At 65.9% G+C, this 22,259-nt stretch carries 29 protein-coding genes and 1 tRNA gene; 12 read left to right on the forward strand and 18 right to left on the reverse strand.

Going from position 1 to position 22,259, the window contains the following annotated elements; translation table 11 throughout:
- Nucleotides 1–4: 4 nt before the first annotated feature.
- Genes FFS18_RS02165 through flgB form a run of 7 tightly spaced genes read right to left on the reverse strand, consistent with a single transcriptional unit; the run spans nt 5 to nt 4,127 of the window.
- Complete coding sequence (locus FFS18_RS02165; protein WP_137869591.1) at nt 5–673, reverse strand: flagellar basal body L-ring protein FlgH; 669 nt, start codon at nt 671–673, stop codon at nt 5–7.
- Nucleotides 654–1,439, reverse strand: a complete 786-nt coding sequence (gene flgG / locus FFS18_RS02170; RefSeq protein WP_137869592.1) for a flagellar basal-body rod protein FlgG — start codon at nt 1,437–1,439, stop codon at nt 654–656. Before flgG ends, FFS18_RS02165 begins: the two co-directional genes overlap by 20 nt.
- A 12-nt stretch (nt 1,440–1,451) precedes the next feature.
- Nucleotides 1,452–2,195 (reverse strand): flagellar basal body rod protein FlgF, encoded by a 744-nt coding sequence (locus FFS18_RS02175; protein WP_137869593.1) that lies wholly within the window; start codon nt 2,193–2,195, stop codon nt 1,452–1,454.
- A 35-nt stretch (nt 2,196–2,230) separates the two neighbouring features.
- Nucleotides 2,231–3,058, reverse strand: a complete 828-nt coding sequence (locus FFS18_RS02180) for a flagellar hook-basal body complex protein (protein ID WP_120217611.1) — start codon at nt 3,056–3,058, stop codon at nt 2,231–2,233.
- 4 nt (nt 3,059–3,062) lie between these two features.
- The gene (locus FFS18_RS02185) at nt 3,063–3,368 is read right to left on the reverse strand and encodes a flagellar hook assembly protein FlgD (RefSeq protein ID WP_137869594.1); all 306 of its coding nucleotides are present in this window, start codon (nt 3,366–3,368) and stop codon (nt 3,063–3,065) included.
- A 1-nt stretch (nt 3,369) separates the two neighbouring features.
- Nucleotides 3,370–3,780 carry a flagellar basal body rod protein FlgC gene (gene flgC / locus FFS18_RS02190; protein WP_120217613.1) on the reverse strand — a complete coding sequence of 137 codons (411 nt, stop codon included), beginning with the start codon at nt 3,778–3,780 and terminating at the stop codon, nt 3,370–3,372.
- Nucleotides 3,777–4,127 carry a flagellar basal body rod protein FlgB gene (gene flgB, locus FFS18_RS02195; protein ID WP_408021885.1) on the reverse strand — a complete coding sequence of 117 codons (351 nt, stop codon included), beginning with the start codon at nt 4,125–4,127 and terminating at the stop codon, nt 3,777–3,779. The genes flgC and flgB overlap by 4 nt, the downstream gene beginning before the upstream one ends.
- Nucleotides 4,128–4,387: 260 nt before the next feature.
- Here flgB and FFS18_RS02200 point away from each other — a divergent pair, with 260 nt between their 5' ends.
- The 6 genes from FFS18_RS02200 to FFS18_RS02225 all read left to right on the forward strand — a co-directional run bounded on the left by FFS18_RS02200 (nt 4,388) and on the right by FFS18_RS02225 (nt 9,468).
- Nucleotides 4,388–4,903: a flagella basal body P-ring formation protein FlgA gene (locus FFS18_RS02200; RefSeq protein WP_232014739.1), complete on the forward strand. Its 516-nt coding sequence runs from the start codon at nt 4,388–4,390 to the stop codon at nt 4,901–4,903.
- A gap of 190 nt (nt 4,904–5,093) precedes the next feature.
- Nucleotides 5,094–5,399, forward strand: coding sequence for a flagellar biosynthesis anti-sigma factor FlgM (gene flgM, locus FFS18_RS02205; protein WP_171005193.1), 306 nt, complete (start codon nt 5,094–5,096; stop codon nt 5,397–5,399).
- Nucleotides 5,396–5,695 (forward strand): hypothetical protein, encoded by a 300-nt coding sequence (locus FFS18_RS02210; protein ID WP_137869596.1) that lies wholly within the window; start codon nt 5,396–5,398, stop codon nt 5,693–5,695. The genes flgM and FFS18_RS02210 overlap by 4 nt, the downstream gene beginning before the upstream one ends.
- Nucleotides 5,696–5,787: 92 nt before the next feature.
- Nucleotides 5,788–6,612 (forward strand): transglycosylase SLT domain-containing protein, encoded by an 825-nt coding sequence (locus FFS18_RS02215; protein WP_137869597.1) that lies wholly within the window; start codon nt 5,788–5,790, stop codon nt 6,610–6,612.
- The gene (gene flhA, locus FFS18_RS02220) at nt 6,609–8,732 is read left to right on the forward strand and encodes a flagellar biosynthesis protein FlhA (protein ID WP_137869598.1); all 2,124 of its coding nucleotides are present in this window, start codon (nt 6,609–6,611) and stop codon (nt 8,730–8,732) included. Before FFS18_RS02215 ends, flhA begins: the two co-directional genes overlap by 4 nt.
- Nucleotides 8,722–9,468, forward strand: coding sequence for a sigma-70 family RNA polymerase sigma factor (locus FFS18_RS02225; protein WP_120217620.1), 747 nt, complete (start codon nt 8,722–8,724; stop codon nt 9,466–9,468). The genes flhA and FFS18_RS02225 overlap by 11 nt, the downstream gene beginning before the upstream one ends.
- Nucleotides 9,469–9,540: 72 nt before the next feature.
- Here the strand turns inward: FFS18_RS02225 and FFS18_RS02230 are convergent, their stop codons facing one another.
- The 9 genes from FFS18_RS02230 to FFS18_RS02265 form a co-directional block, all read right to left on the reverse strand.
- Nucleotides 9,541–10,038: a MarR family winged helix-turn-helix transcriptional regulator gene (locus tag FFS18_RS02230; RefSeq protein ID WP_137869599.1), complete on the reverse strand. Its 498-nt coding sequence runs from the start codon at nt 10,036–10,038 to the stop codon at nt 9,541–9,543.
- Nucleotides 10,039–10,068: 30 nt separating this feature from the next.
- Nucleotides 10,069–10,482: a hypothetical protein gene (locus FFS18_RS02235; protein ID WP_137869600.1), complete on the reverse strand. Its 414-nt coding sequence runs from the start codon at nt 10,480–10,482 to the stop codon at nt 10,069–10,071.
- A gap of 25 nt (nt 10,483–10,507) precedes the next feature.
- Entirely contained in the window at nt 10,508–10,888 is a 381-nt protein-coding gene (locus FFS18_RS02240; protein WP_137869601.1) for a hypothetical protein, read from the reverse strand.
- Between the two features lie 59 nt (nt 10,889–10,947).
- Complete coding sequence (locus FFS18_RS02245; RefSeq protein ID WP_210423392.1) at nt 10,948–11,445, reverse strand: response regulator transcription factor; 498 nt, start codon at nt 11,443–11,445, stop codon at nt 10,948–10,950.
- A 186-nt stretch (nt 11,446–11,631) separates the two neighbouring features.
- Nucleotides 11,632–13,203 (reverse strand): acyl-CoA dehydrogenase family protein, encoded by a 1,572-nt coding sequence (locus FFS18_RS02250; RefSeq protein ID WP_137869784.1) that lies wholly within the window; start codon nt 13,201–13,203, stop codon nt 11,632–11,634.
- 26 nt (nt 13,204–13,229) lie between these two features.
- Nucleotides 13,230–13,370, reverse strand: coding sequence for a hypothetical protein (locus FFS18_RS17335; protein ID WP_171005194.1), 141 nt, complete (start codon nt 13,368–13,370; stop codon nt 13,230–13,232).
- 7 nt (nt 13,371–13,377) lie between these two features.
- Nucleotides 13,378–14,607 (reverse strand): acetyl-CoA C-acetyltransferase, encoded by a 1,230-nt coding sequence (locus FFS18_RS02255; protein ID WP_137869602.1) that lies wholly within the window; start codon nt 14,605–14,607, stop codon nt 13,378–13,380.
- Nucleotides 14,608–14,622: 15 nt separating this feature from the next.
- The gene (locus FFS18_RS02260) at nt 14,623–15,819 is read right to left on the reverse strand and encodes a CoA transferase (protein ID WP_137869603.1); all 1,197 of its coding nucleotides are present in this window, start codon (nt 15,817–15,819) and stop codon (nt 14,623–14,625) included.
- Between the two features lie 86 nt (nt 15,820–15,905).
- Nucleotides 15,906–16,370: an Lrp/AsnC family transcriptional regulator gene (locus FFS18_RS02265; protein ID WP_137869604.1), complete on the reverse strand. Its 465-nt coding sequence runs from the start codon at nt 16,368–16,370 to the stop codon at nt 15,906–15,908.
- 120 nt (nt 16,371–16,490) lie between these two features.
- Between FFS18_RS02265 and FFS18_RS02270 the strand changes: the two genes are divergently transcribed.
- Together FFS18_RS02270 and FFS18_RS02275 are read left to right on the forward strand one after the other, a co-directional pair.
- Nucleotides 16,491–17,543 carry a Leu/Phe/Val dehydrogenase gene (locus tag FFS18_RS02270; protein WP_137869605.1) on the forward strand — a complete coding sequence of 351 codons (1,053 nt, stop codon included), beginning with the start codon at nt 16,491–16,493 and terminating at the stop codon, nt 17,541–17,543.
- Nucleotides 17,540–17,827: an ACT-like domain-containing protein gene (locus FFS18_RS02275; RefSeq protein ID WP_137869606.1), complete on the forward strand. Its 288-nt coding sequence runs from the start codon at nt 17,540–17,542 to the stop codon at nt 17,825–17,827. The genes FFS18_RS02270 and FFS18_RS02275 overlap by 4 nt, the downstream gene beginning before the upstream one ends.
- 42 nt (nt 17,828–17,869) lie before the next feature.
- Here FFS18_RS02275 and FFS18_RS02280 read toward each other — a convergent pair.
- Nucleotides 17,870–17,946 (reverse strand) — tRNA-Arg (locus FFS18_RS02280).
- Nucleotides 17,947–18,079: 133 nt separating this feature from the next.
- On the opposite strand from FFS18_RS02280, the gene FFS18_RS02285 reads away from it, so the two are divergent.
- Entirely contained in the window at nt 18,080–19,114 is a 1,035-nt protein-coding gene (locus FFS18_RS02285) for a YeiH family protein (RefSeq protein WP_137869785.1), read from the forward strand.
- Between the two features lie 33 nt (nt 19,115–19,147).
- On the opposite strand, the gene FFS18_RS02290 is transcribed toward FFS18_RS02285, so the two are convergent.
- The gene (locus FFS18_RS02290; protein ID WP_137869607.1) at nt 19,148–19,912 is read right to left on the reverse strand and encodes a zinc-ribbon domain-containing protein; all 765 of its coding nucleotides are present in this window, start codon (nt 19,910–19,912) and stop codon (nt 19,148–19,150) included.
- A gap of 170 nt (nt 19,913–20,082) precedes the next feature.
- Here FFS18_RS02290 and ftsE point away from each other — a divergent pair, with 170 nt between their 5' ends.
- From ftsE to FFS18_RS02305, 3 genes are read left to right on the forward strand one after another with little or no spacing between them, the layout of a single operon-like run.
- Nucleotides 20,083–20,814 carry a cell division ATP-binding protein FtsE gene (gene ftsE, locus FFS18_RS02295; RefSeq protein ID WP_120217632.1) on the forward strand — a complete coding sequence of 244 codons (732 nt, stop codon included), beginning with the start codon at nt 20,083–20,085 and terminating at the stop codon, nt 20,812–20,814.
- A gap of 10 nt (nt 20,815–20,824) precedes the next feature.
- Nucleotides 20,825–21,730 (forward strand): cell division protein FtsX, encoded by a 906-nt coding sequence (locus FFS18_RS02300; protein ID WP_137869608.1) that lies wholly within the window; start codon nt 20,825–20,827, stop codon nt 21,728–21,730.
- Nucleotides 21,727–22,257: a YdcF family protein gene (locus FFS18_RS02305; RefSeq protein ID WP_120217634.1), complete on the forward strand. Its 531-nt coding sequence runs from the start codon at nt 21,727–21,729 to the stop codon at nt 22,255–22,257. Before FFS18_RS02300 ends, FFS18_RS02305 begins: the two co-directional genes overlap by 4 nt.
- Nucleotides 22,258–22,259: the final 2 nt, after the last annotated feature.

Raw genomic sequence — 22,259 nt, forward strand, 5'->3', positions numbered from 1 at the left:
CTCTTCAGAACGGGCTGATGATGGAGAAAAAGCGTTGCAGCCAACCCTGCTGGCTGGCGCGGGCGATCTCGCCCTTGCCGACGTAACGAATGTTGGCGTCGGCGACGCGGGTCGACAGGATGCGGTTGTCGGGGCCGATGTCGATCGCGCGGATGATCCCCGAAATCTGGACACGTTCGTCGCCGCGGTTGAGCGTGAGCAGCTTTTCGCCGCGCACCAGCATCGTGCCGTTGGGATAGACCGCCGCGATCGTCACGCTGACCTCGCCCGACAAGGCGTTCGATTGCGACGCGTCGCCCTTGCCCTTGAACTGCTGGCCGCCGCCCATCGCGATGTCACTGGGGTTGAACAGCGACAGCGGCCCGGTGGTCGGCGGTGTCAGGCCGATATTGCCGTCGCGCTGCGTGCCGGCAGCGTTGCTTTTGGTCGCGGCGGTGCGTTCGACGAGCTGGATGGTGACAATGTCCCCGACCTGCCCGGCGCGACCGCCCGAGGTCAGCGGGGTGTAGCTGCCCTGAAAGATCGAGCCGTTGCCGGGCAGCGGCGCCGGGGGCACCGGCGTCGCCGCGGCAAAGGCGTCAGGCGGCAATTTGTCCTTTGCCGCCGCGCCAACGGGCGCGAGCGCGAGGGCCAACGCCGCGCCGAGCAGACATTTAGAGCGTTTGCGCAGCATTTTTCATCATCTCGTCGGTGGCCTGGATCATCTTCGAATTGACCTCGTAGGCGCGCTGGGTCTCGATCATGTCGACCAGTTCCTCGACGACGTTGACGTTCGATCCCTCGAGCATCCCGCCGCGCAAGGATCCGCGACCTTCCTGCCCCGCGGCGCCCACCTGCGGCGCGCCCGAAGCGGCGGTTTCGATCAGCATATTGTCGCCGATCGCCTGCAAGCCTGCCGGATTGGCAAAGCGCGCGAGTTCGATGCGGCCCAGTTCGGTGAGCGTGCCGTCGGCGCCCGTCGCCGACACGGTGCCGTCGACGCCGATCGACACATTGCTTGCATCTTCGGGAATCTGGATCGCGGGGGTGAGCGGCTTGCCGTCCGAGGTCACGATCGTGCCGTCGGCGGCGCGGCCGAAATTGCCCGCGCGGGTATAGCCGGTGCGGCCGTCGGGCATTTCGACCTGGAAATATCCGGCGCCGTCGATCGCGATGTCGAGCCCGTTGCCGGTGGCGGCGAACGTCCCCTGCGTGTCGATCCGCGACGTGCCGCCGAGCGACACCCCGGTGCCGAGGTTGAGCCCGGTCGCATAGCGGTTTTCGGCCGACGACGGCGCGCCCGGCGCGGTCATCAACTGATAGCTCAATGTTTCAAAGCTGGCGCGGTCGCGCTTGAAGCCCGTGGTGTTCACGTTGGCGAGGTTGTTGGCGATCACCTGCATCCGGAAGCCCTGGGCATCCAGACCGGTTCGTGCGACGTGCAAGGCACCGAAGCTCATTTCATATTCTCCTTAACGGGGGAGCTGCATCAGATTGGCGGTCGCGTTGTCCATGTCGCGTGCGTCGCTGACCAGCTTGAGCTGGGTATCCCAGCTGCGGCTCGCCTCGATCATTTCGACCAGCGCGGTGGTGGCGGCGACGTTCGAGCCTTCGATCGAGCGGGTAATCAGCCGCGCTTCGGGATCATCGGGCAGGATGCCGTCGCCACGCACGCGGAACAGCCCGTCGAGACCTTTGACCACGTCGGACCCGGTCGGGGTCGCCAGCCGCAGCCGGTCGACCTCTTGCGGATTTTCGGCATCACCGCCTGCGGGAACGATCCACACCCGGCCCTCGACATCGATCGTGACCGCGTCGGCGGGCGGAAGCGTCACCGGCCCCTGCGCACCCTGAACCGGGTGGCCGTCGCCTGTGGTGAGGAGCCCGCTCGGCGACACCTGGAGGTCGCCGCGCCGCGTATAGGCCTCGGTCCCGTCCTTCGCCTGCACCACGAGCAGCGCGTCGCCCTGCACCGCGATGTCGAGATCGCGGCCCGTCGCGGTGACGGTGCCGGCGCGCATGTCGGCGCCCAGCACTTCTTCCGACGCCATGGCGCGGGCACCCGCGCCGCTGCCGTTCAGCCACAGCGCCTGCGCCTCGGCCATGTCGGCGCGAAACCCGGGCGTCTGCGCGTTCGCCAGATTGTTGGCGATCGCCGTCTGCCGGGCCTGACTGCCCCGCATCGCGGTGAGGCTGGTGTAGATGAGGCGGTCCATTGGGAAGCTCCCGGCAGTCGGCTAAATGCGCCGGATCAGCGCATGTTGATGATGGTTTGCGACAGCTGCGACGCGCCCTCGATGGCTTTCGCATTCGCTTGGAAATTGCGCTGCGCACCGATCAGCATCACCAGTTCTTCGGTGATATCGACGTTCGAACGCTCGAGCGCGCCCGAACGGATCGCGCCCATCGGGCCGTTGGTCGCGGCGTCGATCGTCGGCGGGCCGCTTTCGCCCGACGACTGCCAATGCGCATCGCCGACAGGGCGCAGCCCCTCCATCGCGGGGAAGGTCGCCATCGCGACCTTGCCCAGCACCTGCGATTCGCCATTGGCAAAGGTCGCCGACACGAGCCCGTCGAGACCGATCGACACATTGACCAGCTGCGCGGTGGGATCGCTCGGCGCGCCCGCGGGCAGCACAAAGTCGAACGCGCCGGCCAGCGTGTTGTTGGTGACGTTGCCGCTGGCATCGACGGGCAGAAGCTGGAGTTTCTGGCCGGTCGAATCGATCACATTGCGGTCGGGGGTCGCGGTAAAGGCGCCGTTGCGGGTGTAGGTCACCTGTTCGCGCGGCGGTTCGCCCTTCACGACGAACATGCCTTCACCGACGATCGCCATGTCGAGCGTCTTTTCGCTCGATTCATACGATCCTTGCGTGAATTGCTGGGTGATGCCGTTGAGGCGCGTGCCCTGCCCCGCGACCATCTTGGTCGACTGGGTCGGCGAGGCGGCAAAGATGTCGCCAAACTGCGCCTTGCTGCGCTTGAACCCGATCGATCCCGCGTTGGCGATGTTGTTCGAGATGACCGACATGTCGGTCTGGGCGCCCTTGAGGCCCGAAAGCGAAGTGTAGAATGACATAGTCTTATCCTTCCTGCGTGGTGGGGGTCGGCGCCGGGGTGGCGGCCTTGATGTCTTTGAGCAGCTGGGTCTGCGCCGCGAGCTGTTCGGAAATCTGTTGCAGCGTCGTGTTGGTTTCGCTGATCCCGGCGAGGCTGGAGAATTGCGCCATCTGCGCGACCATCTGCTGGTTATCGACGGGGTTGAACGGATCCTGCTGCGACAGCTGCGCGGTCATCAGGCGCAGAAAATCGCTCTGCCCCATCTGCTGCCCGGCGCCCTTCGGCTGAAGCACGACATTGTTGGCGTTGGTGACGCTGTTGACGGCCATCTTACTGTCCCATCCTGAGGGTTTCGTTGATCAGGCCCTTGGCGGTTTCCAGGACCTGGACATTGTTTTGATATTGGCGCGCGGTTTCGACCATCTCGACCAGCTCGGCAGCGCTATCGACCGCGGCTTCCCAGATATTGCCGTCCTTGTCGGCGAGCGGGTTCGACGGATCGTGGCGTTTCGACGGCGCCATTTTCGACGTCGTCACCTGGTCGACCTGGACCGTCGCGCGGCCCTGGCCATCCATGACGGTGCGGAACACGGGCTTGAGCGAGCGAAAGGCTTCGGCCTCGCTGCCCGCGATCGTCCCGGCGTTGGCGAGGTTCGAGGCGGTGGTGTTGAGCCGGACGAGCTGCGCCGACATCGCGCGGCCGCTGATGTCGAAGACCGAGAAGTTCCCGTTCATCGTCATTCGCCCTTGATCGCGCGGGTCAGCGTGTTGACACGGCCGCTGAGGAACGACAGGCTCGAGCGGTAAGCGAGCGCGTTTTCGGCGAAGGCGGTCTGCTCGGTGGCCATTTCGACGGTGTTGCCGTCGAGCGATGCCTGCACCGGGACACGGTAGGCAATCGCGCCCGCCATCGCATCGGCGGTCGAACCGCCCTGCTGCGCCAGGTCGAGTGCTTTCGAAAAATCGAGATCGCGCGCCTTGTACCCCGGCGTCGCGGCATTGGCGATGTTCGACGCGAGCATCATCATGCGCTGGCTGCGCAGCTGAAGCGCCGTCGCGTGCAGGCCAAAGAGTTTCTCGGATGCCATCATCAAATTCCTTTCGCCGAGGTCCGGGCCGGGTGGAGGCACGGACGCGCGGAAAACACAAAGAACGATGCAATCGCCGTGCCAAACGCATTTTATTGTTGATTTCTAGATATTTAGATAAGCGCCACAATAGGCGACCAAGGCGCTCGTCAAAAAACCGACGATGTGCCGCCGTGCGGACGCCAATCGCGCCGCAAACCGCGACTGGCACGCTTCCTGCAAAAATGGCGCTGACCATTTTGGACCGGAGGAGATGGATCGTGTCCCACCCTATCACCGCCCGCCTGGCGCTGGGCCTTGCCGCATGTACCGCCGCCATTCCCGCTCATGCCCAGCCCGCCAATGAAGATTGGCAGACGATCGACGTGCTGACCGACATGGTCGCCAAGGCGATGGGGCGCACCGCGACGCCGGTCGACCGCCGCATCAAATTGGCGCGCTGTCCCGAACAGGCTTCGGTAACCGCAATCGATGCGAACGCGCTGGCTGTTCGCTGCGCGTCGCTGGGCTGGCGCCTGCGTGTCCCGATGACGGGCCCGGCCGGCGCGGCGCCGGCCGCGGCCAGTTACAGCCGTCCCGCCGCCAGCGCGCCGGTCATTCGCCGCGGCGACAATGTCCGGGTCACCATCGATACCGAAAGTTTTTCGATCAGCTATGCCGCGGTCGCGGCCGAAGACGGCCGCGTCGGCGAGACGATCGCGCTGCGCGGCAACGACGCCAAGTCTTCGCTCAGCGCCACTGTGATCGGCCCCGGCCGCGCCCGCCTCGACGACTGACCCGCACCCCTCACCCAGCCTCGGGCTGGCTTACCCTGCCCTCTGGCCCGGCGATGTCGGCTTTCCGACATTGCCGGGCCTTTCTTTTGTCTTTTTTGCGGCGAACCGACTTAATCGCGCCGGGCGGCGTCCGTTAAAGCCTTCGTGAACCGCGTCGTCACTTTTCTGACGGCACCGGATGGAGGCGATTATGTCGGGTGACAGCAGCAAGATCGGACCCGTCGGCGGCATTGTCCGCACGACCCCGCTGCGCAGCGCCACCAGCGAAACGGCGACGCGCGCGGCGCAAGCGCCGAAGCAGCTCGCCGCGGTACCCGACAGCCTGCCCGCTGCGGGCCTGATCCGCCTCGCGGGTAGCCTCGCGACGCAGGCACCGCCGGTCGATGTCACGCGCGTCGCTGCGCTGCGCACGGCGATCGCCAATGGCAGCTACGGCGTCCACCCCGCGATCATCGCCAGCGCGATGATCGATTTCCACACGCGCGGGGTCGAATGATGCTCGAAGACGTGCAATCGCGGCTCGACACGCTGGTCGATGCGCTCGACGGTCACGACGCCGGCGCAATCATCGCCGCGACCGAAGAGCTGGCGACCGCGGTCATCCTGTTTCGCGGCGCGGGCATCCCGCGCGGCAGCGAACAGCGCGCCGAAATGCTGATCGGCAAGACGCTGCGCCAGCTGGAGGCCGCGGCCATCCGGGTCAACGTCCTGAAAGACTGGACGCGTCAGCGGATTGACAGGAACCATGAAATCCGCGGTACTCATCAGCGCGGAGCGGCGTTAAGCTACTGATTAAACTTTAGGTTTCTGCCGTTAACCGTAAATGGCACGATGATTGCTTTTGGTTTGCTGAGACAGCCCTGCTGCATCAGCGGAACCAGATTATGAACGCAATCAACAATCCCCAAGCCGCGCGCCGCGTCGCCGCACCCGTCATGGATGCGATGCAAATGGCGTCGGCGCGGACGGGCGTCGATTTCGACTATCTGGTCGACGTCGCGCGGGTTGAAAGCGGCTATAATCCGACTGCCAAGGCAGCGACATCATCGGCGCGCGGCCTCTATCAATTTACCAAGCAGACCTGGCTCGCGACGCTCGACCGCCACGGCGCCAATCATGGCATGGCCTGGGCCGCCGACGCGATCGGCCGCGACGCATCGGGGCGGCTGACCGTCACCGACCCGGCGCTGCGCCAGCAGATTTTCGACCTGCGCGACGACCCTGCGGCGGCATCGACGATGGCGGCCGCGCTTACCGGCGACAATCGCGATTATCTGGAAAGCCGGATCGGGCGCAGCGCCGAGCCCGTCGACCTCTATCTCGCCCATTTCCTCGGCAGCGGCGGCGCCGCCAAATTCCTGAGCGCGCTCGACACCAATCCCGACCAGCCCGGCGCACCGATGATGCCCGAGGCCGCGGCCGCGAACCGGTCGGTCTTTTACGCCCCCGACGGCAGCATGCGCAGCCTGTCCGAAATCCGCGACCGCTTTCGCGCTAAGCTCGAGAACGGCGGCAAGATCGAAAATATGAAACCCTTCGCCCCCGCTGGCTGGCACGCTTCGGCGAGCAGTTCGAGCGGGCTGGCGGGCGGCGGGGGACGTCCCCCACTGCAGATGATGGATATCCAGCCGATGCCACGAAAATTGTCGATGGGCTTTGCCGCCGATGCGTATAGGCGCCTCGCTTCGATGTCGGGCGGCGCGGCATGACCGGCGGCCTGAATCTCGGCAATGTCGGCCGCATCGCCGGCGCGTCGGCCCTCCCCGTCGGGATGCTCATCCTCGTCGGGCTGATGGTCGTCCCGGTGACGCCGTTGATCCTCGACATCAGCTTTGTCGCCAATATCATGATCAGCCTCGCGATCCTGATGGTCGCGCTGTCGGCGGCGAAGCCGCTCGACTTTTCGTCCTTCCCGACCGTGTTGCTGCTCGCGACCCTGTTCCGGCTGGCGCTGAACGTCGCCTCGACGCGCGTCGTGCTGGTCCATGGCCACGAAGGCACCGCCGCGGCGGGGCACGTCATCGAAGCTTTTGGCGAAGTGCTGATCGGCGGCGATTATGTCGTCGGCCTGTTCGTCTTTTTCGTGCTGATGATCATCAACATGGTCGTCATCACCAAGGGCGCGGGGCGCGTGTCCGAAGTATCGGCGCGCTTCACCCTCGACGCCCTGCCCGGCAAACAGATGGCGATCGACGCCGACCTCAACGCCGGGTTGCTCACCCCCGACGAAGCCAAGGCCCGCCGCGTCGAAGTCGCCACCGAGGCCGATTTCTACGGCTCGATGGACGGTGCTTCGAAATTTGTGAAGGGCGACGCAATCGCCGGGCTGCTCATCCTGTTCGTCAATATCATTGGCGGCCTGATCCTCGGCATCTTCAGCCATGGGCTCAGCTTTTCGGAAGCGGGCAGCACCTATGTCACGCTCGCAATCGGCGATGCGCTGGTGGCGCAGATCCCCGCGCTGTTGCTGTCGATCGCCGCCGCCGCCATCGTCACCCGCGTCGCCTCGCCGCTCGACCTCAATGGCCAGATCGGCAGCCAGTTCGCCGCCCCGTCGGTGTGGATGGCGGTCGGCGGGATCCTCTTCATCCTGGGCATGGTTCCGGCGATGCCGCAGTTGCTGGTGCTGCCGGCCGCCGCGCTCTCCTTCGCCGTCGGCTGGCAATTGCGCCGCACCGCGGTCGCCGTCGCCGAAGCGCCGCCCCCGGTCGCCATCGCGCCCGACCCGTCGCTGATCGAATGGGCCGACGTCAGCGACGCCAGCGCCTGCCAGCTCGAAATCGGCTATGCGCTCGTCAGCCTGGTCGACGACCGCAAGGGTGCGCCGCTGATGACGCGGATCACCGGCATCCGCCGCCAATTGTCGAAAGAACTCGGCTTTGTCGTCCCGCCGGTCAAGGTCAGCGACGATCTGTCGCTGCCCGGCAACGTCTATCGCATCTCGGTCGCCGGGGTGATCGTCGGCGAGGACGAGGTGTTCCCGCATGAAATGCTGGCGCTCGATTCGGGCGACCTGATCACCAAGGTCGCGGGACGCCCGTGCAAGGATCCGACCTTTGGCCTCGATGCACTGTGGATTCCGAAGGCGACGCAGAATGACGCGATCGCGGCGGGGTACACCGTGGTCGATCCGGCGACCGTTGTCGCGACCCACCTCAACAACAGCATCGTCGGCGCCGCCGCCGACCTGTTCGGGATCGACGATGCGCAGGCGCTGATCGACAACCTCAAAATCCATTATCCGCAGCTCGCGCAGAACCTCAGCCCGCAGGGCTATCCGCTGCCGCGCGTCGCCAGCCTGTGCAAGGCGCTGCTGGTCGAGCGCGTCCCGCTGCGCGATTTCCGCAAGATTGCCGAAGCGATGGTTGCGACTGCCGCGCAGCAGCTCGGCGAAGTCGACCTGGTCGAGGCGGTGCGTCAGCGCATCGGTGCGCTGATCGTCCAGACGATCGTGCCGAGCCGGATGCCGCTGCCCGTCGTGACCTTCAGCCCCGAAATCGAAGTGCTGCTCAACCAGTCGGTGCGCGCCAATCCGGGGGCCGAATGGCCGTTCGAGCATGGCATGGCGATGAAGATCATCGAACAGGTCGGACAGGCGGTCGAGCCGCTGCTGCTCCAGACGCGCAGCTTTGCGCTGGTCGCCTCGCCGATCTGCCGCTCGGCGCTGTCGCGACTGGTGCGCGCGACTTTCCCTGACGTCGCCGTGATCTCCTACCTCGAGATCCCGGCCAGCAAGCAGACCGAAATCGTCGCGACGATCGGTGCCGAGGTGCCGCGCCTCGCGACCGGGCCCGACGCCCAAATGGAGGACCAACCGCATGAGAATTGAGCCCGCCGAGCAATTCGCCGCGTCGATGGCCCGTGCGCCGCGCGCGCGCGGCTATGGCGAAAGCGTCGAAGCGCTGGTCGAGGAATATGCGCCGCTGGTCCGCAAGATCGCGTGGCAGGTTTTTTCGCGCGTCTCGCGGACGAGCGAGCTCGACGATCTAATCCAGACCGGACTCATCGCGCTGATCGAGGCGAGAGAGAATTACGAGGAGCGCGGCTTTGCCTTTGCGACCTATGCGACGACGCGGATCCGCGGCGCGATGATCGACCAGCTCCGCCGCGAGGCCGATGTCGGCCGGTCGGCGATGGTCGCGGCGAAACGCATCCAGGCGACGCGCGCCGCGCTCGAACAGCAGTTGATGCGCGCGCCGGTCGCCGCCGAAATGGCGGCGGCGCTCGACATGTCGCCCGAAGATTATTTCGCGCTTGAACGCAACGCGACCCACGGGCGCTCAACCTCGCTCGACGAGCTGATCGATGTCGGCGCCTTCCTGCTGCCCGACGACGACATCGGTGCGGGCGAGCAATGCGAACAGGCCGATCTGATGGGCGCGCTGCGCCAATGCATCACCTGCCTGTCCGACCGCGAACAGATGGTTTTGCAGCTCTATTTCTTTGAGGAGCTCAACCTCCACGAAATCGGCCTGACGCTCGACGTCAGCGCGGCGCGCATCTGCCAGATCAAGCGCGAGGCGATGGCCAAGGTCGATCGCATGATGCGCCAGATGACCGAATAAGCGAGAGAGAGGAAAAGCGACCGGGTGCGGCGTGCGACCCGCTCGGCATCGCACCCGGTCGTCGGGGGGAGGTCAGGCGGCGAGTGTCCGGTTGTTCTGCCAGGCGACGCCGATTTTCTCGAAATAGCTTGCCATGCGTTCGCTGCCGCTGTCGGTCAGGCGGACGATCGTCCGGCGGCGGTCGCGTTCGTCGATCGAACGCTGCGCCAGCCCAAGCCGCTCCAGCGTGGTGATCATCCGCAGCCCTGACGACAGCGGCACCCCGGCGCCGGTCGCCAGATCGCTGGCGCTAAGCGCGCGGCCATGGCTTTCGGCCAGCATCAGATCGAGCATCATGTCCCAGATCGGCCCCGCCAGTTCCGCGCTGGCGAAATGATTACGCCGGATGCGCCGCATCTGGATGCTGAGCGACAGCTGGTTGAGCAGCACCGACTGCGGCGAAGCATCGCCGGCACCGTTACGATAAGTGGGGGTCGCCGACAATTCGCTACCGCGGCCCGCGAGCAGCTCGTGGATCTCGTCGATGCGCGACTTTAGCTCGGCAACTTCTTGGTTCGAAAATTGCTGCATGCGCGGAAACCCCTTGGGGTGCCACAAACATCAGGCCGTAGCGTCACGGTTCCGGTTGGACGAACTTGCTGCATAGATGATCAACAGCAGGATCGGGTACGATACATATGCTGACAGGAGCCAATAAGGCCGCGCCAGTATCTCTGCGAACATAAACTTCTGAAGATGACCGAAAATGGCGATTAATTGCCACCCGGTGATCCAGTAGGGCCAGAAATTCTGCGTCTTCAAGGCAATGGACCAGAAGCTGAGCAGAACCAACAGGTCGATCACAAAGATATTGAGTTCAATATCGGTCCAAGCCGGAAACGGCGCTAGAGCGCTGGTAAGGATCGAGGCGATCAGGGCAGTATAGGCCGCCCACCGTTCCAACGGGCCGCCGCGTCGGATCGCGACGGCAACCGTCATGAACAGTACCAGATAGTAGATCGCCACGGACCACATTGTGGCTGCTAACCCTTCCTGATGATCAAACGGCCTTTGCGAACGGCACGACAGCAACCTCGGCATTAGCCTGATCGTTGCTGCCTTCGTCGACAAGCTTGGCGGCAGGAGGCTTCACCCCGGCACCGAACATGCGCGTTCCGAGGCCCACTTCCTTTTGCGTTACCGTCAGCGCGAGATGCGCGTCGGTGAGCAGCTGGCGGACTTCGCCGGCGGCGGCGAGCGCATGGGCCACCTTGGACATCGCGGTCTGGCCGACGATCGCCGACATGTTGGTGTCGCGGCGCGCGGTGGGTAGGGTGGCGGCCAGCTGGGCGATACGGATCATCGCTTCGTCGATGGCGTCTTCGGCCTGGTGCAGGTCGGCGGCGATTTTCTTGGCTGCCGAAACTCGTTCATTCAGCATTTTCTTTTTCCTTGAAAAAGAATGCCACCGGTTTCCCCCCCGTAGCATTCGGTTCGGACTCAGGTCATTACCCGGCCAAGTCCGACAAGGATCGAATAGAGAGCGGAGAAAGCCAAAATGGTCGCGAATGCAATCAAGATTGGCCAGATAATCCTTTCCATCAACCCATGCCGGTTGGCCGGCTGGGACGCGGTCGGAAATGGCGAACCGATGTCGAACAGTCGCCGCAACGAACTGCGCCCCGGCTCGGCATCGGGGGGCGCGGGTGCGTCGCCTAGGTCGATCAATTGATATGTCAAAGGCTGATAAGGGGTAACATGATCGAAGACACCGTTAACCGCCAAAATGCGCGCCGCCTCTATCCTGTTGGAAGCATTCAATTTTTTTAGCGACCGCCGTACCCTTTCGTCCACCGTATGCGGCGAAACATTCATCAGGCGCGCGATTTGTTTGGAATTTTTGTGCTCATAAACGTGCCGCAGCGTTTCAATCTGCGCGACAGACAGCAGGCTGATGTAATTGTCGGGGTCGCCGTGCACGGGATTTGAATAGAGCATCACGAGTCGAAATCAAGTTTGGTGGCGGCAACATCCGGCCGCGCAACGCTCGACCGAAACGAAAGTTTTCCCCCAAAAATACTCGCTTCGCGGCGATTGGCGCCCTTCGCACTCCCCCTGTCCCAAGGCAAATTATTTTTTTGCGCTCAAATTGTTTGATGTCTGACGAATAGCCTGCACCTGGCGTCAGTTGCGCCGTTCGACGAGCCCGCGCGCGATCACCTGCGCCTGAATCTCCGCCGCGCCTTCAAAAATGTTGAGGATGCGGGCATCGCACAGCACACGGCTGATTTCATATTCCAGCGCATAGCCGTTGCCGCCATGGATCTGCAGGCTGGCGTCGGCGTTCGACCAGGCGGTGCGCGCGGCGAGCAGCTTTGCCATCCCCGCCTCGATATCGCAGCGCTTGCCGCTGTCCTTCGCCCGCGCGGCGGCGTAGCTCAGTTCGCGCGCGGTGACGAAATCGACCAGGCTCATCGCCAACTTGTCGGCGACGCGCGGAAACTGCACGATCGCCCGGCCAAACTGCTTGCGGTCCAAGGCATAATCGCGCCCCAGCTCGAGCGCGCGCCGCGCCACGCCGACGGCGCGCGCCGCGGTCTGGATGCGTGCGCCTTCGAACGTCCGCATCAACTGCTTGAACCCCTGCCCCTCTTCGCCGCCGAGCAGCGCGTCGGCGGGCGCGGTCATCGCGTCGAATTGCAGCGCATATTCGCGCATGCCACGATAACCGAGCACCTCGATTTCGCTGCCCGACATCCCGTCGGCGGGGAAAGGATCGGCTTCGGTCCCGCGCGGCTTTGGGACAAGCAGCATCGACAGCCCGGCATAGCCCCTTGCACCCGGTAGGGTGTGCGCGAGCAGGGTCATCAGATCCGATCGTGCGGCGTGGGTTATCCACGTCTTGGCGCCGTCGATGACCCAATGATCGCCCTCGCGCCGTGCTTTGGTTTGCAGCGAGCCGAGGTCCGATCCGACATCGGGTTCGGTGAATACTGCGGTGGGCAGAATTTCGCCGCTCGCGATCCTTGGCAGCCATTCCGCCTTCTGCGCATCCGTGCCGCCTGTCGCGATCAGCTCGCCCGCAATTTCCGACCGCGTGCCGAGCGACCCGGCGCCGATCCAGCCGCGCGACAATTCCTCGGTGACGATACACATCACCAGCTTCGAGAGGCCGAGCCCGCCGAACGCCTCGGGGATGCAGACGCCGAAGGTGCCGAGATCGGCCATCGCGCGGACCGTTTCATCGGGGATCAGGTCGTTGGCAAGGTGCCAGCGATGCGCGTGCGGTATGATTTCGGCGTCGGTGAAACGACGAAACTGGTCGCGGATCGCATCGAGGTCGCCATCATGCAGCGTCTCGCTGGGCCAATCGCCACTCGCCAGCGCCGCCACGATTTCGGCGCGCAGCGCGGCATGGTCGGCGTCGAGCAGGTCGGCGCAAGCATCAGCGAGTGTCCGCGCCCCGAGGCCTATGCCAAGGTCGGCGGGCCGGAACATCTCGTTCTGCCCCATCGGCAGGCCGCCGACGAGCTGGCCGATCCCTTCGGCAAAGGCGAGCGTCGCGATCTTGGCGTCGAGCGGGTTGGCGCCTTGTCCGGCCTCGACCCAGCCCTGCACCGCTTCGAGTGCCGCCACCGTCGTCGCGACCCAGGCAAAGCCGTGCGCCGCGCGCTGCTCCTGATCGATCGGCCGTTCGGCCAGCCGTGCGGCGAGCGCGGTTTGTGCCGTCACCCGATAGGCCTGTGCGGCAGCCATTGCGCTGTTCAGATCCGCACAGATCGTCACGGCTCGTCCGCTTTTTCTTCGTCACCCCGGACTTGATCCGGGGTCCATGACTTCGGCGTCGCAATGGACCCCGGATCAAGTCCGGGGTGACGAGGAGGAAGGGTCTGGTTCAATTTGACCGGCTGGCGCTTGGTCATGCGCTGCTCAAACCGCGCGCTCGAAGATCGCGGCAATGCCCTGCCCGCCGCCGATGCACATCGTCTCCAGCCCGTAACGCCCGTCGCGGCGCACGAGCTCGCGCGTCAAATTCGCCAATATCCGTCCGCCGGTCGCGCCGATCGGATGACCGAGAGAAATGCCAGAGCCGTTGACGTTGAGGATGTCGTTCCGGCTGTCTTCGTCGCTCCACCCCCAGCCCTTCAGCACTGCGAGCACCTGCGGCGCGAACGCTTCGTTCAATTCGACGAGGTCAATGTCGCTCCACCCCAGCCCGGTGCGTGCAAACAGGCGCTCCACCGCCGGTACCGGACCGATCCCCATCCGGCTGGGGTCGCAGCCCGCCGCGGCCCAGCTGTGAAACCAGGCGATCGGTTCGAGCCCGAGCTCGTCGAGCTTGTCCTCGGCGACGACGAGACATGCGGCCGCGGCGTCATTCTGCTGGCTGGCATTGCCCGCGGTCACCACCGCGCCCGGGATCGTCTTCGCCTCGATCGCGCGCAGTGCGCCGAGCGATTCGAGCGTCGCGTCGGCGCGATAGCCCTCGTCATGGGCAAAGATCACCGGATCGCCCTTGCGCTGCGGCACCGCGACCGGGACCAGCTCGTCGTCGAACAGGCCCTTCGCCCATGCCGCCGCGGCGCGCTGATGGCTCCGCACCGCATAGCCATCGGCGGCCTCGCGCGTGATGCCATAATCCTTTGCCAGATTTTCGGCGGTCTCGATCATCCCGCTGATCACCCCGAAACGCTCGATCGGCTGCGACATCAACCGCCCGCGCGTCAGCCGGTCGTGCAGCACCAGATTGCCGGCGCGCACCCCCTTGCGCACATCGATGCTGTAATGTTCGACGTTCGACATCGATTCGACCCCGCCCGCAACGACGACGTCGGACATGCCGGTCTGGACCATCATCGCGGCGTTGGCGATCGCCTGCAGCCCCGATCCGCAGCGGCGGTCGAGCTGATAGCCCGGCACCTCGAGCGGCAGGCCCGCGGCGAGCCACGACCAATGGCCGATGCTCGGCGCCTCGCCATTGCCATAGCCTTGCGAGAACACGACATCGTCGACGCGTGCCGGATCGATCTTCGTCCGCTCGACCAGCGCCTTGAGCACCACCGCGCCAAGCTGTCCGGCATCGAGGCTGGCGAGCGCACCGCCGAATTTGCCGACGGCGGTACGGATCGGGGCAACAATGGCGGCGCGGCGCAGGGTCATGTCATTCTCCAGATTTCAGGCAATGCCGACGATACCGGCATCGATCAGCCGGGCAAGCTCGCCGGACGGCAGCGACAGACGATCCATCAGAATTTCTTCGCTATGTTCGCCGTTGCGCGGCGCCGGGCGCGGCGGCTGGCGCGCATCGTGCGGCAAGGTCGCAAAGGCGCCCGCGGCGGGATAGGTAAAACCGCTGGGGTTGTCGGCTTGCCCGAAGATCGCATTGTCCGCGACCAGCGCCGGATCCTGCACGGCATCGAGCATCGTACGATAGGGCGAATGGACGATCCCGCCCGCGTCGAAGGCGGCGGCGAGGTCGGCGTGGCGGCGAGCAGCGATTGCGCGTTCGAACAGCGGATAGAGCGCGTCGCGATGGGTGAAGCGCAGCCCGTCGTCGGTCGCAAAGGAGACTCCGCGTGCCGCTTCGATCGCGGCGATCGCATCGCCCAGCTCCAGCGCGGCGACCAGATTGGTCCATTGGCGCGGCGTCACGACGACGATCATCGTCCGCTGGCCGTCCGCGGTGACGAAATCGCGCCCGAACAGGCCATAAACCGCATTGCCAAGCCGCGGACGGTTGGCACCGCTGTACAGCACTTCGGCCACCCCGCCGAGATTGGCGACGGTGCCGATCGCGACATCGGACAGCGGTACCCGCACCTCGCCGCCCTTGCCCGTAACAGCCCGCCGCTGGATCGCGGCGAGCAGCGCGAACGCGGCGTAGGCGCCGCTGAGCAAATCCCATGCAGGCAGCACATGGTTGACCGGTTCGGGGCCGGTGCCGGTGAGCATCGGGTAGCCGACGCTGTTGTTCACCGTATAGTCGAGCGCGGGCGACCCGTCGGCCCAGCCCATGATGCGGACGGTGATCAGGTCAGGCCGTTCCGCCGCCAGCACTTCGTGCGCCAGAAAGCCCCCGACCGGGAAATTAGTGATGAACTGGCCCGTCGCACGCACCAGCGCCTGGAGCAGCTCGCGCCCCTCGCCCCGCCCGAGATCGAGCGCGACCGATTTCTTGGCGCGGTTGAGGTTTTCCCAATACAGCGAGTCATTGCTTTCCGTCACCGGCCAGCGCCGAAAATCGGGGCCGCCGCCGATCTGGTCGACGCGGATGACCTCTGCCCCCATCTGCGCGCAATAGAGCCCGGCGGTCGGCGAGGCGACGAAGGACGAGGCTTCGATCACCGACAGGCCGGTCAGCAGGTCGTACATCCGCTCCTATTCCCTCTCGCGCGGCGCCGACATCGGCACGATGGGGCATCTGGCGCACCCGCGCGCGCGAGTCAAACGGGTCGGGCTCAAAGGATCGGCAGCTCGTTCGTCGATTTGATTTCGGACAGCGCCACGGTCGAATTGATTTCCTGCACTCCGGGCAGCTTGCTCAATTTGTCGAAGAAAAACGCTTCATAGGCATCGATGTCCCGCGCGACGATGCGCAGCATGAAGTCCATATTGCCCATCAGCACATAGGCGCCGAGCACTTCGGGAAAGGCCGCGATCGCGTTGCTGAATTCATCGAGGTTGGCGCGGCCGTGCGCGTTGAGCTTGACCTGCGCAAAGATATGCGCGTGCAGCCCGACCTTGCGCCGGTCGACGACCGCGACGCGCCCCTTGATATAGCCGTCGCGTTCGAGCCGGTCGATGCGGCGCCAGCAGGGCGACGGCGACAGCCCGACGCGTTCGGCAAGCTCCGCGGTGGTCAGGCTGGCATCGCGTTGCAGCTCGCGGATGATATTCTTCTCGAAGGGATCTAGATCGGTCATTTCAACCTCAATTTTCTCAATTGTGAGAAACTCTGACCGTCGTAGCGCCAAAAACTCGAAATATCGAGCAAGATTGACCTGCTCCGGTCTGCAATAACGGGCGCAGAACAGGAGGCCATCATGGTTGTGCAATTTTCGGGTCGTTTGCCCGCGGTCGAAACCGTCCGCCTGGAGGACAGGAGTGCCGGGCTTGATGGCGTCATCGTGGTCCATTCGACGACGCTTGGCCCGGGCGCGGGGGGCTGCCGCCTGTGGCATTATCCCGACCTGGACCAGGCGTTCACCGACGCCTTCCGGCTCGCCGAGGGGATGAGTTACAAGAATGCGATGGCCGGGCTACCCTTTGGCGGCGCCAAGGCGGTGCTCCGCCGCCCCGACGGCCCGTTCGACCGCGCCGCGCTGTTCGCCGCCTTTGGCCGCGCGGTCGAGGCGCTGGGCGGACGCTATGTCACCGCCGAAGATGTCGGCACGACCGTCGCCGACATGCAGGACGTAGCGCGCGAAACAGGCCATGTCGCGGGGCTGGCCGCGGTCGGCGCCGCGGCGGGCGGCGACCCGTCGCCATGGACCGCCGCGGGCGTGTTCGGCGCGATCGAGGCGGGTGCCGCCTTCGCGCTGGGCTGCAACCTCAAAGGGCTCACCGTCGCGGTGCAGGGGACGGGCAATGTCGGCGGCGAACTCTGCCGCCGCCTCGCCGATGCGGGGGCGCGGCTGGTTATCGCCGATGTCGCACCGGGGCGCCGCGACCGGCTGGCGACGATCCTCGGCGCGCGCGTCGTTGCCGCCGACGCGATCGCGTCGGTCGATTGCGACATCTTTGTCCCCTGCGCGCTGGGCAGCGTTCTCGACGAACCAGCCGTCGCGGCGATGAAGGCCACGCTCGTGTGCGGCGGCGCCAACAACCAGCTCGCAGCCCCCGAGGTAGGGGCCATGTTGCGCGATCGCGGCATCACCTATGTCCCCGACTATGTCGCCAACGCCGGCGGGATCATCAGCGTTTCGGCGGAATATCTCGGCGAAAGCGCCGCGAGCGTGGCAGGCCGGGTCGCGCAGATCGGCCCGCGCGTCGCCGCCATCCTGGAAGAGGCTTCGCGCCGCGGCCTGTCGCCCGCGACCGTTGCCGACGAAACCGCCGAGCGGCTGATCGCATCGGCGGGCCGGATCGCGGCGTGACGCGGCAGTTCCGGATCGTCGCCTATCCCGATCCGCAAACGCTGCCGCGCATCATCGGCGTGTTCGCGCAGCGGTCGCTGATTCCCGCCACATTGGCGGCACGTTTGTGCGACGGCATGTTCGAGATCGAGGTCGGGTTCGACGATCTCGACCCCGCCACCGCCGCGATCGTTACCGCAAAACTGCACGAAGCGGTGCTGGTCGCCAGTGCGCGCTGCGACGTTATGGAAGACGCCGAGGACGGTTGCGGCGCAGCAGCCACACCGACCGCCGCCGCCGCTTGATGAACCGGCACGAACGGCGGATTCTCTGGCGATCACAAGAAATGGCGCACCCGAAGGGATTCGAACCCCTGGCCTCTGCCTTCGGAGGGCAGCGCTCTATCCAGCTGAGCTACGGGTGCCAATAGAGCGCGGCCTCTAGCAAGAGCGCGGCCCGGCAGCAATGGCCTATCGACCGCGGCGCGGCAATGTGCGAAGCGGCGCCATGGGCATGGGGACCGCGGCGTGAACGCATCATCCGAACGAAGCTGGCCGATGGCCGCCGACCTGTATGGCGAAATGCAGCTCGAAGCGCATCCGCCCGTCCGGCGGCGCTGGCGCGACTATCTGCCCGGGGTGCTCGTCACCGCCATCGCGGCGCTCGCCGCCGCTTGGCTCGCCGATCATTATGCGGCGCCGCTGGTGCTGATGGGGCTGCTGATCGGCCTCGCGATGAGCTTTCTGTCGCAGGACCGGCGCACCCACGCGGGGCTCGACCTGATGTCGCAGACCGCGCTTCGGATCGGGATCGTGCTCGTCGGGGCGCGGATCACCGCCGATCAGCTCGCCGAACTGGGGCCGCTACCCTTCGCGCTGCTGGTGTTGATCATGGTCGCGGTGATCGTCATGACCGTCGCGACCGCGCGGCTGTTCGCGCAGGACCGCCACGCGGCGCTGCTGGCGGGCGGCGCCACCGCGATCTGCGGCGCATCGGCGGCGCTCGCACTCTATTCGCTGATCGGTGACAAGCGCGTCGACCAGGCGCGCTTCACGCTGACCCTGGTCGGGATCACCGTCGCCAGCGCGTTCGCGATGACACTCTATCCCGTACTCGCCGCCGAGCTTCACCTCACCGACGCGCAGGCGGGCTTCCTGATCGGGGCGTCAATCCATGACGTCGCGCAGGCGATCGGCGGCGGTTTCTCCTTCTCAGCCCCCGCGGGCGAGGTGGCGACGATCGTCAAGCTGGCCCGCGTCGCGCTGCTCGCGCCGATGCTGATGCTGGTGGCGCTGTGGCTGGGACGGCGCGGCGAAGGCGATGGCGCGCGCAAGATCCCGCTGCGGCTGCCGTGGTTCATCGTCGGTTTTCTAGCGATCGCCGCGCTCAATTCGCTCGTGGAAATCCCCTCATCCGTTCAGGATGGCGCGGCGACCAGCGCGCAGGCACTCCTCCTGCTCGCAATCGTCGCCACCGCGATGAAGGCGCGGCTGCACCTGCTGCTCGATCAGGGGTGGCGGAGCTTTGCACCGATCATCGTCGCGACGGTGACCAGTTTCCTGTTGTCGCTGGGTGCTGCATTGAGCCTGTGACGCCGCGACGTCACGCCATACCTCTGGAAGAACTTAGCTTTTCGGCAATGCCCAGCTGACGGTCAGCTGCGTCGCGCGGCGCGGGATGTCGAGCTTTGCTTCGCTGAAATTGACCTTTTCGTTGGGCGGCAGCATCCGCACCGGCGGCTTGATCGTCCAGCTATAGACGATCGTCCCCTGCGCATCGCGCAGTTCGGCGAGGATCGGCGGCACGCGTTGTTCGCGGTCGGTCGGGTTGATGATCACCCCCGATGCGGCGAAATAGATCGTTCCGTCGGCGAGCTCGCGATGGTCCTGGTTGGGCGGCAGCTCGATCACCAGGTCGGGTTCGGCAGCCATGCCGGGAAGCCCTAGGCCTTGCGCCCAGCTGGGCAGGCCGAAATATGTGAGTCCAGCGGTTGCCGCGATCATCAGCACGGCGGCGCTCGCCGCGATCAGCGTCCAGCGCTTCGCCGGATTGCGCCGCGGGCGGCGGAAGGGCAGCGGCGCTTCGTCAACGACCGGGGGCGCCGCCCGCGGCGCCGGGTCGGCGGCAAAGGCTTCGGGCGGCGGCGGCGGCGCAGGTTCGGCGACCGGGACCGGACGTTCGGGATGGGAAGGAACGGGTGCAGGTGCGGGCTCGCTTGCCGGAGCCGCGACCGGCGCGTCGACGGCCGCCGAAGCGGTCGGATCGATCGCCGCGGGCTCCTGAAACCAGCTGTGACGGCAGCTTGCGCAGCGCACGGTGCGCCCGGTCGGCCCGATCGCGGTATCGGGTACGACATAACGGGTGCGGCAGGACGGGCAGGCGAGGATCATGGTCCCCTTCTAAACACGCTGATTCGCGGTGTTGCAAGTGCCGCGTCGTCGCACGCCGCCCACTCCCCGCTTTACCTGACACTATAGCCGTGTAACAGGCGGGGCATGAGCGCCGCCGCGCCCCGATTATGTCCCACGCTTCCCGCGCCGAACCGCGTGCGCGTGACGCCATGACCGACGCCGCCGCTCCGCGCCCCGGTGGCGCGATGGTCGAATTCGACGGCGTGGGCCTGCGTTATGGCCCCGATGCCGAAGTGCTGAGCGACATCAGCTTCAACCTGCAACCGGGCAGCTTCTATTTCCTGACCGGCGCCTCTGGCGCGGGCAAGACCTCGCTGCTCAAGATGCTCTACCTCGCGCAGCGACCAAGCCGCGGCATCGTCCGGCTGTTCGGCGAAGATCTGGTGAGCATGCCGCGCCAGCGCCTGCCCGGCTTTCGCCGCCGGATCGGGGTGGTGTTTCAGGATTTCCGCCTGATCCCGCATCTGTCGGCACGCGACAATATCGCGCTGCCGCTGCGGATCGCGGGGGTCGGCGAAGACGATCTGTCGGGGCCAGTCGGCGAAATGTTGAGCTGGATCGGCCTGGGTGACCGCGCCGAGGCGCACCCGGCGACACTGTCGGGCGGCGAGCAACAGCGCGTCGCGATCGCGCGCGCGGTGATCGCGCGCCCGCAACTGCTGGTCGCCGACGAACCGACGGGGAACGTCGATCCTGAAATGGCGACGCGCCTGTTGGGATTGTTCGAGGCGCTGAATCGCCTCGGGACCACCGTCGTGGTCGCCACGCACGACATTCACCTGATCAGCCGCATCGAAAATGCCCAGATGATGCGGCTGGAAAAGGGCCGCCTCGCCGACCCCACCGGCGCGCTGCGCTATCCGCCGGCGAACCGGGCATGACGGGCCGCCGATGATCATCCCCCGCGTTCCCGTCCAGCACCGCCGCCTGCTTCCCGATCGCCGCCTGTCGGGCCCGACCCCGTGGGTGATCGCGATCCTGATGATGCTGACCCTGCTCGCCGCGGCGGCCGGTGTCGGGCTGGCGCGATCGGCGAATGCGATCGGCAGCGCCATCGCCGGACGGGTCACGGTGCAGATCGTCACCCCCAACCCGGTCACCCGCGCCGAACAGGCCGCGGCGCTGCGCCGCGCCGCCGCCGCCCAGCCCTTCGTCCTGTCGGCGCGCGCGGTCGATCGCGAGGAGCTGCAGGCGACGCTCGGACAATGGTTTGGCAGCGCTGATGGCGACGATCCGGTACTGAATTCACTTCCGCTTCCCGCGCTCGTCGATATCGATTTTGTCGGCGAAAACCGTAGCCGCCACATGCAGGAGCTGCGCGCATTGGTCGCCGCCGAAGCCCCCGGCGCGCGGATCATTCCGCATGCCGAATGGCTGGGGCCGGTCGCCCAGTTAATCGGTTCGCTCGCATGGATCGCCGGCGCGCTCGTCATATTGATGACGCTCGCCAGCGCCGCGGTAGTGATCATGACCGCGCGTGCGGCGCTTGGAACCCATTTCGCGACGATCGAGATGCTCCACCTGATCGGCGCCACCGACCGCCAGATCACCCGGCTGTTCCAGCGGCGGATCGCGATCGACACCGCCTATGGCATCGCGCTGGGCACTGCGGTCGCCGCGGCGCTGTTGCTCCTGATCGGCTGGCAATGGGCGGGGGTCACCTCGGGGCTGGCGGCGACCGCGTCGCTGGGTCCGGGCGGCTGGGCGCTCTTGCTGGCGCTGCCGCTATTGGCTATCGCCCTCGCAGCCCTGACGGCGCGCCAGACGTTGCTCGCCGCGCTCAAGAAGATATTATGATCAAGCGCCTGCTTTCCCTTCTGTTTCTGGCTTGGGTGCTCGGCTTTGCGTGGTTTGCGCTGCTGCCGCCGCTCCCCGCTGCGGCGCAAAAAACCGACGCCATCGTCGTACTCACCGGTGGGCCGGGGCGCATCGACCGGGCGCTCGAACGGCTCGAGGCAGGCGACGCCAAGCGGCTGCTGATCAGCGGCGTCGCGCGCGAGGTGAAACCGCGCGAGCTGGCGGCGGAATATAAACGCCCGCAGGCCTTGTTCGATTGCTGCATTGCGCTGGGGTTCGAGGCCGAGGATACGCGTTCGAACGCGACCGAGGTCGCGACCTGGGTTGCGCGGCGCAACTATAAAAGCGTGCGACTGGTGACCACCGACTGGCATATGCGCCGCGCCGAATATGAGATCGCCCGCGCGGTTGGCGACAAGGTGACGATCCTGCCCGACGCGGTGCGCAGCGAGCCCAATTTCGCCACGCTGTTTCGCGAATATCACAAATATCTCGCAGGGCTGGCGGGCGGCCTGCTCGGTCTGTAAGC

Origin of the sequence: Sphingopyxis sp. 2PD, from assembly GCF_005503695.1 — a bacterium.
Taxonomy (GTDB): domain Bacteria; phylum Pseudomonadota; class Alphaproteobacteria; order Sphingomonadales; family Sphingomonadaceae; genus Sphingopyxis.